At 74.3% G+C, this 17,338-nt stretch carries 7 protein-coding genes; 1 reads left to right on the top strand and 6 read right to left on the bottom strand.

What is annotated here, in order from left to right; genetic code table 11:
* Positions 1-72: 72 nt before the first annotated feature.
* Positions 73-1,155, top strand: coding sequence for an anthranilate phosphoribosyltransferase (gene trpD, locus AB0J02_RS36775; RefSeq protein ID WP_363198207.1), 1,083 nt, complete (start codon positions 73-75; stop codon positions 1,153-1,155).
* Positions 1,156-1,252: 97 nt separating this feature from the next.
* Here trpD and trpC read toward each other — a convergent pair whose 3' ends face one another.
* From trpC to AB0J02_RS36745, 6 genes are all read right to left on the bottom strand, one after another.
* Complete coding sequence (trpC, locus tag AB0J02_RS36770) at positions 1,253-2,032, bottom strand: indole-3-glycerol phosphate synthase TrpC (RefSeq protein ID WP_363198206.1); 780 nt, start codon at positions 2,030-2,032, stop codon at positions 1,253-1,255.
* Positions 2,033-2,079: 47 nt separating this feature from the next.
* Complete coding sequence (locus AB0J02_RS36765) at positions 2,080-3,030, bottom strand: TauD/TfdA family dioxygenase (RefSeq protein WP_363198205.1); 951 nt, start codon at positions 3,028-3,030, stop codon at positions 2,080-2,082.
* A 1-nt stretch (position 3,031) separates the two neighbouring features.
* Positions 3,032-4,279, bottom strand: a complete 1,248-nt coding sequence (locus AB0J02_RS36760; protein ID WP_363198204.1) for a cytochrome P450 — start codon at positions 4,277-4,279, stop codon at positions 3,032-3,034.
* Positions 4,280-4,305: 26 nt separating this feature from the next.
* Positions 4,306-5,184 carry an ABC transporter permease gene (locus tag AB0J02_RS36755; protein ID WP_363198203.1) on the bottom strand — a complete coding sequence of 293 codons (879 nt, stop codon included), beginning with the start codon at positions 5,182-5,184 and terminating at the stop codon, positions 4,306-4,308.
* A 169-nt stretch (positions 5,185-5,353) separates the two neighbouring features.
* Positions 5,354-16,552 carry an amino acid adenylation domain-containing protein gene (locus AB0J02_RS36750; RefSeq protein ID WP_363198202.1) on the bottom strand — a complete coding sequence of 3,733 codons (11,199 nt, stop codon included), beginning with the start codon at positions 16,550-16,552 and terminating at the stop codon, positions 5,354-5,356.
* A 70-nt stretch (positions 16,553-16,622) separates the two neighbouring features.
* Positions 16,623-17,327 carry a DsbA family protein gene (locus tag AB0J02_RS36745; protein WP_363198201.1) on the bottom strand — a complete coding sequence of 235 codons (705 nt, stop codon included), beginning with the start codon at positions 17,325-17,327 and terminating at the stop codon, positions 16,623-16,625.
* Positions 17,328-17,338: the final 11 nt, after the last annotated feature.

Here is a 17,338-nt window from a genome sequence, read left to right as displayed (position 1 = left end):
TTCTCCGGCCGGGAATTGGACCGCATCGGCAACCCGGTACTGGTCTGGAAAGCGGTCGGCGCGTTTTCCAGAATGAACGGCGAATCCCTTTTCGGCTCCGAGGAGACCGCCGTGACCAACTGGCCGCAATTGCTGAACACACTGCTGGACCGCCGGAATCTGTCCACGCGGCAGGCCGAGTGGGCGATGGACCAGGCGATGACGGGTACGGCCGGCCCCGCGCGGCTCGCCGCGCTGATGATGGGGCTGCGCGCGAAGGGCGAGACGGCCGCCGAGATCGAGGGCCTGGCGCGCGGCATGCTCCGGCACGCGGTGCCGCTGACGGTGCCGGGGCGCTGCCTCGACATCGTCGGAACCGGCGGCGACGGCTCCGACAGCGTGAACATCTCCACGATGTCGGCCCTCGTGGCGGCCGGCGCCGGCGCCCGGGTCGTCAAGCACGGCAACCGCTCCGCGTCCTCGGCCTGCGGATCCGCCGATGTGCTGGAGGAGTTGGGGGTGGCGCTCGATCTGCCGGCCCACGAGGTGGCCGCCGTCGCCGAGGAGAGCGGCATCACCTTCTGCTTCGCCCCGCTGTTCCACCCGGCGATGCGGCACGCGGCGGGACCGCGCCGCGAACTCGGTATCCGTACGGTGTTCAACGCCCTCGGCCCGCTGACCAATCCGGCGCGGCCCGCGGCCCAGGCGGTCGGCGTCGCCGATCCGGCGCTCGCCCGGCTGATCGCCGAGGTGCTCGCGCGGCGCGGCACGGATGCGCTGGTGTTCCGCGGGGACGACGGGATGGACGAGCTGACGGTCACGACTACCTCCACCGTGTGGTCGGTCTCCGGCGGCGAGGTGCGCCGGGAGTCGTTCGATCCGCGGGACATCGGTGTGCCGCGGGCTGCCGCGGACGCCCTCCGTGGCGGGGACCGGGGCCATAACGCCCGGGTGGCCCGTGAGGTCCTGGCCGGGGCGGCCGGGCCGGTGCGGGACGCGGTTCTCCTGTCGGCCGCGGCGGGGATCGCCGCACTGGACGGTGGGGGCGGGCCGCTCGCCGAACGGTTGGCCGCCGGGTTCGAGCGGGCCGCTCGGGCGGTCGACTCGGGGGCGGCGGCCGGGGTGCTGGAACGGTGGGCCGAGGTCTCGGCCGGGCGGATGGCCGTGGCGGCCTAGGGCCTGTCGTCGCCGGGCGCGGGGAACTGCGCGACCGGCCACGACGGCGCGGCACCCGAAAACCGCGCCCCGCCCGCCCGCACCCGGCGACGAGGCCTCAGCCGGCCAGACTCCGCACCGCCGCCACCGGATCCGCCCCGGTCACCAGCGCCTCGCCCACCAGCACCGCATCCGCCCCGAGCCCCGCGTACGCGGCCACGTCGCGGATCCCGCGGACACCCGACTCGGCGACGCGCACGACGTCGTCGGGGAGGAGGGGGGCGACGCGGCCGAACGTCGAGCGGTCCACGCGCAACGTGCGCAGGTCGCGCGCGTTGACACCGATCACGCGCGCGCCGGCGGCGAGGGCGCGCTCGGCCTCCGCCTCGTCGTGGGTCTCGACCAGGGCCGTCAGACCGGCTTGCGTCGCGAGCGCCAACAGGTCGGCGAGGAGCGGCTGTTCGAGCGCCGCGACGATGAGGAGCAGCAGATCCGCGCCGTGTGCCCTGGCCTCCCAGACCTGGTAGGGGTCCACGACGAAGTCCTTGCGCAGCACGGGCAGGCCGACACCGGCCCGCACCGCGTCGAGGTCGGCGAGGCCCCCGCCGAACCTGCGGCGCTCGGTCAGCACGCTGATCGCCGCGGCGCCGCCCTTCTCGTACGCCGCCGCGAGCCGGGCCGGGTCGGCGATCTCGGCCAGCGGTCCGCGGGACGGGCTGGCCCGTTTGACCTCCGCGATGATCCTGGGGCGCCCGTCCACCGCCCGCAGCAGCGGGACGCAGTCGGCCCCGGGGCCGAGCTCCGCCGCCCGCCGCCTCAACTCGTGCTCGGACACCTGGTGTCGACGGTCGGCGAGATCCTCGCGGACCCCCTCGACGATGTCGTCCAGCACGGTCATCCGTACCACCTCCCTCTTCTGTGCCGGCCTCGTCGCTGGTCTCCCGCTCAGGTCATCGAGACGACGACCTTGCGGGTGCCCGTGAACGCCTCCCGGCCGTGCAGCACGGACATGTTGTCGACGATCATCACGTCGCCTCGCTGCCAGGGTTCGACCAGCCGGTGCGTGCGCTGCGCCGCGCGGACCTCGGCCAGGTCGCCGTCGCTCAGCGGTGTGCCGTCGGCGTACGTCACCCAGTGCGGGAGGTCGTCGACCGAGTCGGTCAGCTCCAGCAGCAGTTCCCCCTCGTCGCCGGGGAGGTTGGAGGGGTGCCACTGGTCGGCCTGGTTGAACCAGGTGTCGCGGCCGGTGCGCGGGTTCTTCAGGACGCCGGGACGGTGCTGGCTCACGCGCAGACCGCCGTCGCCCGCCCACTCGAACGCGGCGCCGGACTCGGTGAGGAACGCCTCGACGACCGCCTTGTCCCGCGTCTCGAACGTGTCCTGCCAGGACTTGCCCAGCCCGGCCCCGCCGTGCAGGTACTGGCGGTAGACGACGCCGGAGGCGAACCGCTCGCGCACCTCGGGCGAGAGCGCGCCGAGCAGCGCCTCGCCGTCGCAGACGGGGGTGGCGCCGCCGGTGTCGGGGGCGTCCAGGCAGCAGAAGTACAGGCGGTCGGGCCAGCTGCTCGCGTACGACAGCTCGTTGTGCAGGGTGATGTCGTAGCGCGGCGGGTACTCGGTGGAGGTGAACACGCCGTCGGCGAGGGTCTTGCGGGGAGTGTTGCCGCCGCGGTAGCTCTCGATGAGGTCGCTGCCGAAGCCGCTGACGGCGGCGTGGAACGCGGCCGTGTCGGGAATGTCGGCGCCGCGCAGCATCACCACCCCGTACGCGTCGAGCAGCGCCCGCACCCGCTCGCGCACCTCGCCCCAGCGTGCCTCGTCCCAGCTGTCCGCCGGGGTGGCGGTGTGCAGGACGGCGAGCTGTGTGCCGCCCGTGGTCTTGATCTCGTGCCGCATGTCAGCGAACCTCCCGACCGGCCGGCTCCGCGCGCAGTGCGACGGGCAGGCCGCTGTAGCCCTGGATGAAGTTGGAGTAGAGGCGCTGCGGGGCGCCGAGCAGCGTGATGTCGGCGACCATGGCGCGCAGCGCCTCCACCATGGCGTTCACATGCACCCGGCCCAGGAAGGCGCCGAGGCAGAAGTGCGGGCCGTGGCCGAAGACCACGTGTTTGTTCGGGGTGCGGCCGACGTCGAAGAGGTGCGGGTCGGTGAAGACGTCCTCGTCGAAGTTGGCGGACGCGTTCCACAGGGTGACGACGTCGCCGGCCTTGATGACCTGGTCGCCGAGGGGCACGTCGACCAGGGCGCGGCGCCCGAAGTGCATGGCGGGTGTGGTCCAGCGCAGGATCTCCTCCGTGGCCGACTCCGTGGTGACCTCGCCGCTCTTGAGGCGGCGCCACTGCTCGGGGTTGTCGGCCAGCGCGATGAGACCGCCGATGATCGACATCCGCGTCGACTCGTCGCCGCCGAGGATGAGGCTGTAGCTGTTGAGGACGATCTCGTCGTCGGTCAGCGGTTCGCCGTCGATGGTGGCGGTGGCGAGGGTGCTCAGGACGTCGTCGCCCGGGTTCGCCCGGCGCTGCTCGGCGAGCCCGGAGATGTAGAGCAGGATCTCGTTGCGCGCCATGAGCGATTCGAACTCGCTCTCCTCGGAGCTGTGCCGGGACAGCGTCCGGGTGTTCCACTCGACCAGCTGCGGGCGGTCCGCGGCCGGGAGGTCGAGGAGATCGCCCATGGTGTGCATCGGAATGTGGTCGACGACGTCGGTGACGAAGTCGACGCGGTCCGACTTCGTGGCGGCGCCGAGGAGTTCACGGGTGTGCCGGTGCACGCCGTCCACGACGGGTGCGAGGACGCGCGGCGAGAAGGACTTCAGCATCAGGTTGCGGATCTCGCGGTGGCGCTTGCCGTCGGTGACGGCGAGCATCTTGCCGGCGGCCGAGTCCCCGCCCTGCAGCAGCGTGGTGAGGACGGTGCCCTTCTCCGAGGTGAACCGCTTGTTGTCGCGGTAGACGGCGACCGCGTCCTCGTAGCGGGAGATCACCCAGAATCCGGGGGTGCCCGGACCTGCCGGGTGCCGGTGCACGGGGCTCTCGGTGCGGAATCTGCGCCACATCGCGTGCTGGTCGACGTCGAGGAAGGTCTGCGGGTCGGTGAGGTCGAGCGAAGCGGGCGGCGGTGCCGCCGCGCGTTCGGTGACAGGCATGGTGGAGGTTCCTTTGCGGTTCGGGCTCAGGGCTTGCGGAATCGGCGCAGGCTGACGGCGCAACAGAGCGTGAAGAGGACGCTCAGGGTCACCGCGACGACCACCAGCGGGTGCTCGCCGACGAAGCCGGGGCTCGTGGTGGCGGGGTTGCCCCACAGGTCGCGGCAGGCGGCGATGACGGCGCTGACCGGGTTCCATTCGGCGATCGGGCGGATCGCGCCCGGCATGGACTGCGGGGAGAGGAAGGCGCTGGACAGGAAGGGCAGCACGATGACGATGAACGGCGCGACGACGCTGATCGTCTCGATGCTGCGCAGTGTGGTGGCGAGCAGCACGCCGAGCCACAGCATCACGTACGTGAAGACCGCGACCAGGGCGAAGCCGGCCAGTGTCGGCAGGAGGCCGGTGTGCGAGCGCCAGCCGAGCAGCAGTCCCGCGCCGGCGGTGACGGCCAGCGCGGCCAGCGCGGTCAGGAAGTCCGCGCCGGTGTGCCCGAGCGGCACGGCGGACCGGCTGATCGGCAGGGCACGGAACCGGTCGACGATGCCGCCCTGCAGGTCCATCGCCATCGACACGGCGGTCGGCCCCACACAGGCGAGACCCACCTGGACGGCGCCGCCGGCGAAGACGTACTCGACGTAACTGCCGCCCGCGGGAAGGGTGATGGCGTCCCGGAACAGGTAGCCGAGCAGCACCATCGACACCAGCGGGTTGAGGACGACGCCGATGGCGCGGCCGGGGCCCCGGCGCAGCCGCCGGAGCCTGCGGCCGAGGACGGCGAGCACCTCGGTCGCGAAGGTCCGGGCTCCGCCCGGCCGGGCCCCGCCGGGGAGGGGGTTCGCGGCGGAGGCCCGGCCGGGGGTGGGCGCCGCGGGGGACGGCGCCGCGGGGAGGGTGGTCGTCATGACGGGGTCCGATCGTCCTGGGTGGAAAGCGGTGGCCGGTGCTCCGGGCTCGGCCCGCCGGAGCGCGACGCGACGAGTACGCCCTTGAGGCCGGCCCGGCGCGCGGCCGCCCACACGCGGCGCCGGCGGGCGGCGCCCGCGCGGGTCGCCGCGCGGGAGGCGGCCGCCCTCACTGCTCGCTCCCGTCGGTGCGCGGGTGCAGCCGCTCGAGTTCGGCGGCGACCGCACGGCCGATCCGCTCCAGGTGGGGTTCGGTGAACATGTCGTCGTGCCCGCAGTCGACGTGGTGGACCGTCACCGGTCCCCGGCTGTGGGGTTCCCACAGCCGCTCCTTGTCGCGCACGTCGCCCCAGGGCGAGCGGTCGGCGAGGAAGAGCTGCATGGCGCCGTCGTAACCGCCGGGCCGGTAGCGGGTGTTGAGGACCTGGTGGCGGGCCATCAGGTCGACCATGCGGGTCATGCGTTCCTCGCCCAGCTCCGCCAGCGGGCTGTTGTCGGCGCGCAGGACCTCGACCACGTCGGCCGGGGTGAGCTCGCGCCCCGCGAAGCGCGCCGGGTCGTGCCCGATGCCCTCCAGGAGCCAGGCCAGGCTGCGCTGCACGTCGCGCTCGTCGACGACGTCGGTACGGGGGTAGGAGTCGAGGTTGGCGAGCAGCCCCACTTCCTGCCCGGCAGCCCGGAGCTGGACGGCGATCTCGTAGGCGAGCAGACCGCCGTAGGACCAGCCGAACAGGTGGTAGGGCCCTTCGGGGCGCACCTGCCGGATGAGCTTCACGTACGCGGCGGCGTTCTCCTCGATGCTGTCCGGCAGGGGTGCGCCGGCGACGACCGCCGGCGACTGCAGGCCGTACAGGGGGTACTCGGGCCCGATGTACTGGGCCAGCGGCAGGTAGGACAGCGCGAGGCCGACCCCGGTGTGCACGCAGAAGACGGGCGGGCGGTCGCCGGTCGGCCGGATGCAGAGCATCGGGGCGAAGGTGTCCGCGTGTTCCAGCTCCTCGGTGTGCGCGATGGCCTCGGCCACGACCCGTACGGTGTCGCGGACCGCGGGGACCGGTGCGGGGTGCGGGCGCAGTGCCGCCGCGAGGGCCGCGACGCTCTGGTGCCGGAAGACGTCCGCGATGGTGATCTCGATGCCCGCCTTCCGGGCCCGCGCCACCAGCCGCAGCGATTTCATGCTGTCCATCGACCGCGTCTGGAAGAAGTTCTCCTGCGCGGACACCGACTCCGCCCCGAGCACCTCCGCGACGATCGCGCACAGTTTCTCGGCCACCGGGTCGGCCACCGGCTTCGCCTCGGGTGCGTGCGGCGGGCCGGCCTGCGGTGCCGGGGCGTCGCCGTCCCGGGTGACCTTCCGGCCGGTGCGCCACATCCGCGCCCCGGCCCCGCCCCAGGGGTCGGCGACGAACCGCTCGGCGGAGGCGGCCGCCCGGCCCGCGTACGACCGGGCGACGGCCGCTCCGGCGAGGTACAGCTCGCCTTCGGCGGCGGGGCGCAGTGTCTCGTCCAGTACGTAGCCGTGGGCGGGCCACCGGGCCGTGTCCGCGGGGAACGTGTGCGGCGCTGCCCACGCGACGGGCGGGCGCTCCCTGGCCGGCACTCCGGTGCCGGCGAGCAGGGCACCGAACAGCCCGGCCTCATCGGGCCGCCCCTCCTCGAGCGCCGCCGCGACGTGGGCGGCGGCCGTGCGGTGCTCCACGACCGTGGCCGCCGCACCGCCGCGGATCACGTACGCGGCCTGCCGGGGTCCTGCCGCGGCGGGCGCGGGCCGGGTGTGCGGCGCACCGGCCCTGCCGCGCAGGGCGGCGATGTCGAGGACCAGCACGGGCACGCCGGTCGCCCGCAGCCGTCCGGCCAGGCCCGCTGTCGTCACGGCGCAGACGGGGTCGGCGTCGGCGAACAGGGCGCGGACCGCGTCGGCCGGTTCGTCCGCGGCCAGCGGCACGTACGCCGCGCCCGTCTTGAGGACCGCCAGCGCCGCCAGGGCCTGGTCGGCGGCGCGCGGCACGGCGAGCGCCACGGTCCGCTCGGGCCCGGCCCCGGCCGCGGCCAGGGCGTGCGCCAACGCGTCGGCGTACCGGTCGAGTTGGGCGTACGACAGGGCCTGGGGCCCGCTGCCGGTGGCGATCGCGTCGGGTGCCTCGGCGACCCGCTCGGCGAACAGGTCGAGCAGGGTCGCCTCGGGCAGTTCGCGCACGATCTCGTCGAACCCGTCGGCTCCCGCGATCTCCAGGGACCCGATCCGTATGCCGGGATCGGCCACCGCGTCCCGCAGCAGCTGGGTGAACTGGCGCACCAGGGACTCGGCCGTCGCCCGCGTGAACCGGTCCTTGCTGAAGGTCAGCAGGCCCTGCATGCCTTCCTTGTCGTACGACGGCACCAGTTCGACGACGAGGTCGAGCTTGGCCTGCCGGGACGGGATGTACTCGGGCCGCGCGGTCAGGCCGGGCAGGCCCAGGTCGCGCATGCCGTCGTACTGGACGGTCAGCGACACCTGGAACAGCGGGTGCCGGTTCAGCGCGCGGGCCGGCCGCAGCGCGTCGACGACCTGGTCGAACGGCACGTCCTGGTGGGAGAAGGCCGCCAGGTCGCTCTCGCGGAGCCGGTCGAGCAGTTCGCGGAACGTCGGGTCGCCGCTGGTGTCGCCGCGCAGCACCAGCGTGTTGAGGAACATGCCGACGAGGTCCGCGAGCGCGTCGTCCGTGCGGCCCGCCACCGAGACGCCGACCGGGATGTCGGTGCCCGCGCCGCGCCGGGTCAGCAGCGCCGACAGCGCCGCCTGGAAGACGATGAACTCGGTGGTGCCGGTGGACCTCGCCAACTCGCCGACGGCCGCCTGGAGTTCGGCGTCCACGTCGAACAGCACCACGTCGCCCTCGCGTGTGCCCTGCGCCGGGCGGGGGAAGTCGGCGGGCAGTGGTGTCTCGTCGGGCAGGCCCGCGAGCGCGTCGCGCCAGAAGTCGAGCTGCTCGGCGGCGAGGCTCTCCGGGTCGTCGGCACTGCCCAGCAGTGCGCGCTGCCAGACGGCGAAGTCGGCGTACTGGACGGGCAGCGGCTCCCAGCGCGGGGCGCGGCCCGTGGCCCTGGCCCGGTAGGCGGCGGCGAAGTCGCCGAGGAACGGGCCCATCGACCAGCCGTCGAACGCGATGTGGTGGATCACGAAGAGCAGCACGCACTCGCCGGGACCGTCCGGGAAGAGGCGTACGCGCACCGGGGTCTCCTCGGTGAGGTCGAAGCCGCGGTCGGCCTCCGCGGCCACCGCCGCCCGCACCTCGCCGGCCGGGACCGGCACCACCTTGAACGCGGGGGCGCCCGCGACGGGGTCCAGGACGCGCAGCGAGGGCACCCCGTCGGTGTCCGGCAGGACGGTGCGCAGCACCTCGTGCCGCTCGGCGACGTCGCGCAGCGCCGCCTGCAGGGCGTCCGCGTCGAGCTGTCCGGTGAGCCGGAAGGCGAGGACCGAGTTGTAGGAGCCGTCGGCGCTGCCGTCGCGGCGGTTGAGGAACCACTGCCGCCGCTGGGTGGCGGAGAGCGGCCGCGCGGCACCGGCGGGCGCGGGCGCCAGCGGCGGGCGGGCCCGGTCGGCCTGCGCCACGCGGGCGGCGAGCGCCGTGGGGGTGCGCGCCTCGAACAGGGCGCGGATCGGCAGTTCGGCGCCGAGGACGCCGCGCACCCGGCTGACCAGGCGCGTGGCGAGCAGCGAGTGTCCGCCGATCTCGAAGAAGTCGTCGTCGGCCCAGACCTGTTCGTGGCCAAGGATGTCGGCGAACAGGCCGCACAGGATCTCCTCGACGGGTGTGCGCGGCGCGCGGCCCGCGGCCGCGCCGCCGAGGTCCGGGTCGGGCAGTGCGGAGCGGTCGAGCTTGCCGTTCGTGGTCATCGGGAGCGCGTCCAGGGCGACGACGGCGGACGGCACCATGTAGTCGGGCAGTTCGTGCGCGAGTCGCTCGCGCAGCACACCGGTGTCCACCGCGGTGACCGCCGCGGAGGTGACGACGTACGCCACCAGGCGGCGCTCCCCCGCCTCGTCCTCGCGCATCACCACGGCGGCCTGCTCGACGCCGGGCAGGGCGCTCAACGCCGTGGAGATCTCGCCGAGTTCGATGCGGATGCCGCGCAGCTGCACCTGGTCGTCGGCGCGGTCGAGGTAGTCGAGTTCGCCGTCCGGCAGCCACCGCACCAGGTCCCCGGTGCGGTACATGCGGCTGCCGGCCGGTCCGTAGGGGTCGGACACGAAGCGCTGGGCGGTCAGCCCGGGCCTCTTCAGGTAGCCGCGGGCCAGGCCGCCGCCGACGTACAGCTCGCCGACGGTGCCCGCCGGGACGGGCCGCAGCGCGTGGTCCAGGACGTACGCGCGGTGGGCGCTGGTCGGGCGGCCGATCGGCGGGCGGCCGCGGCCGGGGACGAGCGGGCCGCTGACGGTGCAGCCGACGACGGCCTCGGTGGGCCCGTACCCGTTGAACATCCGCACGGAGCCGGCCCAGCGGTCGACGACCTCGGCGGGCACGGCCTCGCCGGTCACCACCATGCGCAGGTCCGCGGGGAGTGTGCTGCCCTCGGGCAGGGCGCCGACGACGACGGGCGGCAGCGCGGTCAGGTTGATCCGGGCGTCGTTGATCAGGTCGACGAGCGGCTGCCCCGGGGTGCGGTGCTCCTCGTCGGCGATCACCAGGGTGCCGCCGTTGAGCAGCGCCAGCATGATGCCGAAGACCGAGGCGTCGAAGCTGAAGGACGCGAACTGCAGGACGCGCACGTCCTCGTCGAGGCCGAACCGCTCGGTGAGGCTGTCGGCCATCGCCATCAGTGCGGCGTGCGGCACGCTCACGCCCTTGGGGCGGCCGGTGGAGCCGGAGGTGTAGATCATGTACGCGGTGTGCTGCGGGTGCAGCGGCTCGTGCCGGTCCGCGTCGGTGAGGTCGGTGCCCGCGAGCGCCGCGAGCTCCCCGGTGATGCCGGGTGAGTCGAGGAGCACGGTGGCGTCGGCGGTGCCCGGCAGTGCGGGCAGGCCCGCGGGGCGGGCGGCGGTCGCGGTGTCGGTGAGCAGCACCGCGGGGCGCGCGTCGTCGAGGAGGTGGCCGACGCGGTCGGCCGGGTAGTCGACGTCGACCGGCATGAACACGGCGCCGGCCTTCATCGCCGCGAGGGCCGCCACGACCAGCTCGGGGGAGCGTGGCAGCAGTACGGCCACCGGCTGTTCGGGGCGCACGCCGCGGGCCACGAGGAGGCGGGCGAGCCGGTTCGCGCGGGTGTTCAGCGCCGTGTAGTCGAGGACGTCGGCGCCGAGGGAGACGGCGGGCTTGCCGGGGAAGCGGGCGGCCCACCGTTCGAGGGTGTCGGTGGCGAGCGCCATGGGCTCGGCCGTGGCGGCTCCGGTGCCTGCCCACTCGTGGGTGACACGCCGCCGCTCGCCGTCGTCGAGGGTGTCGAGGTGGCCGAGCGGGGCGCCGGGGTCGGCCGCGAGGTGCTCCAGGACGCGGAGGAAGCGGCGTACGAAGCCGTCCGTGCGGTCCTCGGTGAACACGTCGGGCCGGTACTGGGCCTCGACCCTCAGCCGCCCCTCCGTGCCCGGGAAGATGCCGATCGCCAGGGGGTACTCGGCGACGACGCGGGCCTTCCAGCCGAGCATGGACAGGCCGGGGATGTGCTCGCCGATCCGGTCGAGGGCGCCGGCCGGGTAGTTGTGGAAGCTGACGACGGTGTCGAACAGCTCGCCGCTGCCCGCGCACTGCTGCACCTCGGCGAGGCCCAGGTGGTGGTGGGGTTCGAGGCCGAGCTGCCGGTCCTGGAGGTCGGCGAGCACCGCCTCGAACGGCTTGGCCGCGTCCAGCCGGGCGCGGACCGGCAGGGTGTGCAGGAACGCGCCCACCATCCGCTCCACTTCCGGCAGTTCGGCGGGACGGCCGGAGACGACGGCACCGAAGGTGACGTCGCCGCGTCCGGTGAGCGCGCCGAGGACGGCCGCCCAGGCGCCCTGCATCACGGTGTTCAGGGTCAGGCCGCGGGCGTGCGCCCAGGGGGTGAGGGCGGCGGTGACCCCGGCCGGGATGTCGGCGACGAGGGTCTCGGGCAGTACGGAGACCCGGTCGCGGTCGGCGGGGCCGAGCCGGGTCGCGCCGTCGAGTCCGGCGAGCTCGGCGCGCCAGGCCTCGCGGGCGGCGTCCTTGTCCTGGGCCGCGGACCACTCCAGGTAGCGCCGGGCGGGGGCGACACGGGCGAGGGCGGTGGTGTCGGCGCCGTTGGCCCACAGGGTGACGAGTTCCTCGGCGAGCACGGCGGACAGCGACCAGCCGTCGACCAGCATGTGGTGCGTGGTCCACACGACGCGGTGCCGGTCGCCGGAGATCCGGTAGACGGTGAACCGGGTGAGCGGGCCGCGGGTGACGTCGAAGCGGTTCAGCCACTCCTCGTCGGTGCGGCGGGCCACCTCCGCGTCGACCTCGTCGGCGGCGACGTGGGTCAGGTCGACCTCGGTCCACGGCAGTTCGACGTGGTCGGGGATCAGCTGGACCGGGTCGCCGGTCTCCCGCTCGCGAAAGTGCGCGCGCAGGCCCGGGTTGCGGTCGGCGAGCGCGACGGCGGCGGCCCGCAGCGCGACGGCGTCCATGGGTCCGCCGATGTCCATGACGACCTGGAGGGTGTACGCGTCCATGCCCTGCCGGTCGAACTCGGCCTGCACCAGCAGTCCGCGCTGCAGCGGCGAGAGCGGCAGGATGTCGGCGACGCCGCGCAGTTCGCTCGCGTACGCGTCGATCTCCCGCTGCTCGATCCGTACGAGCGGGAACTCGGACGGGACGCGTCCGGTGGCGCCGGGCCGGCCGGCCTGGGCGGCGAGGCTGCGCAGGGCCTTGAGGGCGCGGAACCAGCTCTCGGCCAGGTCCTGTACGTCGGCCTCGTCGAGCAGCGCGGAGGCCCAGGTCCAGTCGGCGACCAGGACGGGGCCGCCGGGGCGGTCCTCGGTGACGGCGACGACGTCGACGGGCTGGCGCAGCGGGGTGCCGGGCGCCGCGCTCTGTCCGGCGCCGCCCGCCTCCATGGACCAGTCGCCGGCGCTCGCGGTGAACCGGCCCAGGTAGTTGAAGCCGAGCTGCGGGACGGGGGTGCGGGCGAGGACGGCGGCGGTCTGCGGGTTGAGGTGGCGCAGCAGGCCGTGGCCGATGCCGTGGTCGGGCAGGGCGCGCAGGGCGGTCTTGGTCCGCTGGAGCGCGGCGCCGAGGGACGCGCCGCCCTGCCACACGTCGGCCCAGTCGAGCTCGCCCACGTCGAGGGCGACGGGGAAGACGCTGGTGAACCAGCCGACCGTACGGGACACGTCCAGGTCGTCCGCGATCTGCTCGCGGCCGTGGCCCTCCAGCTCGATCAGGGCGCGGGTGGCGGGGGATCCGGTGCGCCGGGCCCGGTCGGCGAGGGCGACGGCGAGGCCGGTGAGGAGCACCTCGTTGATCTCGGCGTGGAAGGCGGCCGGCACCTTGGTGAGCAGCGCCGCCGTCTCCTCGGCGGGCAGCTCGACGCGGAGCCGTCCCGCGCTGCCGTGCACGTCGCGGGCCGGGTCGAGGCCGCGCTCGGTGAGAACGACGGACTCGCCCGCCGCCTGCTCCCTCCACAGCGGCAGTTCGGCCGCCCGGTGGGCGGTGCGGGCCTCTTCGGACAGGGCCCTGGCCCAGCGGCGGTACGAGGTCGGTACGGGGTCCAGGGCCGGGGCGCGGCCCTCGGCCACGGCCTCCCAGGCGGCCCGCAGGTCGGGCAGCAGGATCCGCCAGGAGACGCCGTCGACGGCGAGGTGGTGGACGACGAGGAGCAGGGTGGCGGGGCCGGCGGCGTCCTGCGTCAGCAGGACGGCCTGGGCCACGAGCCCGTCCTCGGGGCGCAGCCGGGCGCGGGCCGCGGCCAGTTCCCCGGCGACGCGGCCGGCGCGGTCGGCGCCCGCCGGGACGGTGACGGTGCTCAGGACGTCCGCCGCGGCGACGGTGCCGGGCGGCTGTGTGGTGAGGGACCACAGGCCCGACGCCGGGGTGGTGAGGCGCAGGCGCAGGGTGTCGTGGCGGTCCAGGAGGGCCTGCAGCGCGCGCTCCAGGCGCGGGGCGTCCAGGCCGGCGGGCACGGCGACGGCGGCGTACTGGGCGAACTGCCGTGTCTCGGACGGGAGGTGGCCGACGAGTTCGCGCAGCTGGTCGGCGACGGGGAGGAGTTCGAGGTCGCCGATGCCGTCCGCCCCGGCGGGGGCCGCGGCCTGCACGGCACGGGCCGCCACGGCGGCGATGGCGGCCGGGGTGCGGTGCCGGAAGACGTCGCGGGCCGTGACGACCAGGCCTTCCTTGCGGGCTCCGCTGACCACTTGGAGGGAGCTGATGCTGTCGCCGCCGAGGGCGAAGAAGCTGTCCTCGGGGCCGACCTCGGGCAGTCCGAGGACCTCGGCGAGGACCGTGCACAGGATGCGCTCGTCGTCGGTGCGGGCGGCACGGCTGTGCGCGGGAGCGCCGAAGTCGGGGGCGGGCAGGGCCTTGCGGTCGACCTTGCCGTGCGCGGTGAGCGGCAGCTCGTCCAGGGCGGTGAGGACGGCCGGCACCAGGGCGCCGGGCAGCCGCTGGGCCAGTCGGGCGCGGGCGGCGGCGGTGTCCGGGCGGGCGCCGTCCCCGACGACGTACCCGACGAGGCGCTTGTGTCCGGCCGGGTCGGTGACGGCGGCGGCCACCGCCTCGGCGATCCCGGGCAGGTCCCGCAGCGCCGACTCGACCTCGCCGAGTTCGATGCGCTGGCCGCGGATCTTGACCTGGTGGTCGACGCGGCCCACGAAGGCGAGCTGGCCGTCGGCGCGGAGCACGACGTGGTCACCGGTGCGGTACATGCGGGAGCCGTCGGCGGCGAACGGGTCGGGTACGAACGTGGTGGCGGTGCGGCGCGGGTCACCGAGGTAGCCGCGGCCCACGCCGAGGCCCGCGATGAACAGTTCGCCCTGCACCCCGCGCGGCACCGGACGCAGGTCGGCGCCGAGGACGTGCAGGCGGGTGTTGCGCAGCGGCCGGCCGATCGGCACGACGGGCGCGTCCACGTCGCCGAGGGAGGCGAGGTAGGCGTGGGTGACGTCGTCGGAGCACTCGGTGGGGCCGTAGAGGTTGGCGAGCGGGATGTCCGGGTAGCGGGCGAACCAGCGCGTGCACAGGTCGGCGGGGAGCGCCTCGCCGTTGGAGATCATCCAGCGCAGGGCGGGCATGCCGGGCGCCTCGTCCGCCGCGTCCCACACGTCGAGCGTGGCGCGCAGCAGCGACGGTACGACCTCGATGACGGTCAGCCCTTCGGCGCCGATGACCGGGAACAGGACGTCCGGGTCGGCGGCGTCGCCGCGGCCGAAGGCGCGCACCCGGCCGCCGACGAGCAGCGTGGTCAGGGTCTGCCAGACGGTGACGTCGAAGGTGACCGGCGCGTTGTGGACGAGCGCGTCGGCGGCGGTGAGCCCGAACTCCTCGATCTTGGCGAGGAGATGGTTGACCATGCCGCCGCGCTGCACCATGGCGCCCTTGGGCCTGCCGGTGGAGCCGGAGGTGTAGATGATGTACGCGAGGTCGAGCGGGCCGCCGGTCACGGGCGCCAGGTCGCCGGGCGCGTCCGCGCGGGCGTCGAGGACGTGCACGGGCAGCCCGCCCAGGGAGCCGGCCGCCCGCCGCGCCAGGTCCGCGTGCTCGTCCTGGGTGAGCAGGAAGGAGGCTCCGCTGTCGCGCAGCAGTGCGCTCAGGCGGGCCGGGGGCGCGCCCGGGTCGAGGGGCACGAAGGCACGGCCGGCGCCGAGGACGGCGAGTTCGGCGGTGACGAAGTCGCGGCCCGGTTCGGTGAGGACGGCCACGGGGCCCGTCGCCGCGCCGCCGCTCAGGACGCGGGAGACGGCGGAGGCCCGGCCGGTCAGCTCGGCGTAGTCGATGCTGCCGCCGTCGTCGGTGACGGCCGGCGCGTGCGGTGTGCGCGCCGCGTGTTCCCGTACGCGCTCGACGACGCCCCGGTACGGCGTCTCGCGGACGGGGCCGGTGAGCGTGGCCGTCAGGTCGGCGCGCTCGTCGGCGGTGAGCAGGTCGAGGCCGCCGAGCGGGGCGTCGGCGGGGGCCTTGAGGAAGGCGCCCAGGAAGGCGATGAACCGGTCCAGGTGGGTGCGGACCTCGGCGCGGTCGTAGCGCGCGGTGTTGCCGCTGAGGTCGACGCCGATGCCCGCCTCGCCCTTGTCGGCGACGGTGAACTCAAGGTCGTCGACGAGGCCCGTGGACGGGCTGTAGATGGTGGCCTCGCACGGGCCGATGGCCAGCTTCTCGACCTGCGGCATCATGTTGAGGAACGGGCCGAAGGGCCGCCGGTCGTCGCTGGACAGGCCCATCGCGCGGCGGATCCTGCTGACGCGGTGGCGCTGGTGTTTGAGGCTCTGCGAGAACACCGTGTACGTCGCCTGGAGCAGCTGTGCGCGCGTGCCGGCGGCGGACACGGTCAGGCGCAGCGGCACGTTGTTCACGACCATGCCGGGGATGCGCTGCATGGTGCCGCCGACGCGGGCCGTGACCGGCAGGGCGAGCAGCACGTCGTCGGTGGCGGCGGTGCGCGCGGTGTAGGCGCCGAGCGCGGCCGCGAGAAGGGTCTGCCAGGTCACCCGGGACTCCCAGGCGAGCGAGCGCAGCAGCTCGGCCGTTCCGGCGGGCAGCACCGCGCCTTCCTGGTGGAAGGTCTGGGCGGGCTCGGCATCGCGCGTGGCCAGGCTGATCAGCTCGGGCCCGTCGCCCACCTGGCGCTGCCAGTAGGCGGCGTCGCGCTCGCCTTTGGCCGATGAGGTGTACGCGGCCTCGGCGTCGACCAGGTCGGCGAGCGGCGGGAAGCGGTTCTCATCGAGCGGGGTGCCGGCGAGCAGGGCCGCGTAGATCTCGGAGAGCCGCTGGAAGTAGATGACGTAACTGAATCCGTCGGAGACGAGGTGGTGGTTGAGCAGGCAGAAGAAGGTGCGCTCGGCGCCGAGCGTGAACACGCTCAGCCGGAACAGCGGCACGTACGGCCCCTCGTCGAGCGGGAAGGGCACGGCGAGGTCCTCGCGGATCGCCCGCTCCGCGGCCGCCGCCGGGTCGGCGGCGGCGCTGACGTCCGTGACGGTCAGGGGCAGCGTGCCGAGCGGTTCGACGAACTGGCGCGGTTCGCCGCCCTGTTCGTCGAAGCGGGCGCGCAGGCACTCGGACTCCTCGGCGAGCCGGGCGAGCGCGGTTCGCAAGAGGTCCTGGTCGAGCGGTCCGCGGATGTCCCAGTAGATGGCGGTGTTGTAGGTCGCGCCCCCGCCGGAGAGTTTCGCGTCGAACCAGATGTCCTTCTGGCCGGCGGTGAGCGCAAGGCCGACCGTCTGAACGGATGTCATAGCTGTCCCCTAGCGAAGGTCACTGAAGTCACGCCGTAGAGCGATGAGTTGACAAAAGGTGCGAAGGCGGTCAGCCGCAGCCGCCCGCGTGGCCGTCGTCGGTGGCCGTGCCGATGCCGACCGCGGTGAGCTCGCGCGGTATCGCCGTGGCCGGCTCCCCCTGGGAGCGCAGGTGCTCCACGAACGCGTCGAGCCGGTCGATGCCCCAGTAGCGGCTGTAGCCGTGCACGAAGAACGGGACGCCGAACACGCCGTCCCTGCAGACGTCCAGGAGGATGCGGATGCCCTCGGCGCGCAGCTCGGGCCGGTCGCTGGCGCGGGACAGGCGCAGCGGGTCGATGCCCAGTTCCCAGCCGATGTCCTCGATGGTCTGCGGGTCGCAGATGTCGCGGCCCTGGCCGAACCTGGCCCGGTACACCGCGTCGATGTAGTCGTGGCCGCGGCCCTGGCGGGCGGCGACGAGATAGCCCAGGTGCGGGACCTCCCACACCGGGTCGCGGTCGACCGGCCAGGTGACCCTGATCCCGAGGGACTTGGTGATGCGGCCGACGTCCTGGAGCACGTAGCGGTTCTTCTCGCGGGACATCTCCGAGTACGGAAAGCGGCCGCCCTGGTCCGCCATGAGGCGGGCGCTGAGCGGGTCGGGCTCGAAGAAGGGCACCCATTCGAGGCGTTCGGCGAGGTCCCGGTGCTCGGTCATCACCGTGCGGTAGGCGAGCCACGAGTAGGGGCTGCGCAGGGAGAAGTAGAACCGTGGCGTCTTGTTCTTGGGCATGGTGGCGACCC

The organism is Streptomyces sp. NPDC050264 (assembly GCF_040655895.1).
Classification (GTDB): domain Bacteria; phylum Actinomycetota; class Actinomycetes; order Streptomycetales; family Streptomycetaceae; genus Streptomyces.
This window is presented reverse-complemented; position numbering and strand designations above follow the sequence as displayed.

Coding starts and splice junctions, on each gene's coding strand:
- AB0J02_RS36755 (WP_363198203.1), bottom strand. CDS start 5,184: ATGACGACCACCCTCCCCGCGGCGCCGTCCCCCGCGGCGCCCACCCCC.
- trpC (WP_363198206.1), bottom strand. CDS start 2,032: ATGACCGTGCTGGACGACATCGTCGAGGGGGTCCGCGAGGATCTCGCC.
- AB0J02_RS36765 (WP_363198205.1), bottom strand. CDS start 3,030: ATGCGGCACGAGATCAAGACCACGGGCGGCACACAGCTCGCCGTCCTG.
- AB0J02_RS36745 (WP_363198201.1), bottom strand. CDS start 17,327: ATGCCCAAGAACAAGACGCCACGGTTCTACTTCTCCCTGCGCAGCCCC.
- AB0J02_RS36760 (WP_363198204.1), bottom strand. CDS start 4,279: ATGCCTGTCACCGAACGCGCGGCGGCACCGCCGCCCGCTTCGCTCGAC.
- AB0J02_RS36750 (WP_363198202.1), bottom strand. CDS start 16,552: ATGACATCCGTTCAGACGGTCGGCCTTGCGCTCACCGCCGGCCAGAAG.
- trpD (WP_363198207.1), top strand. CDS start 73: ATGAACGGCGAATCCCTTTTCGGCTCCGAGGAGACCGCCGTGACCAAC.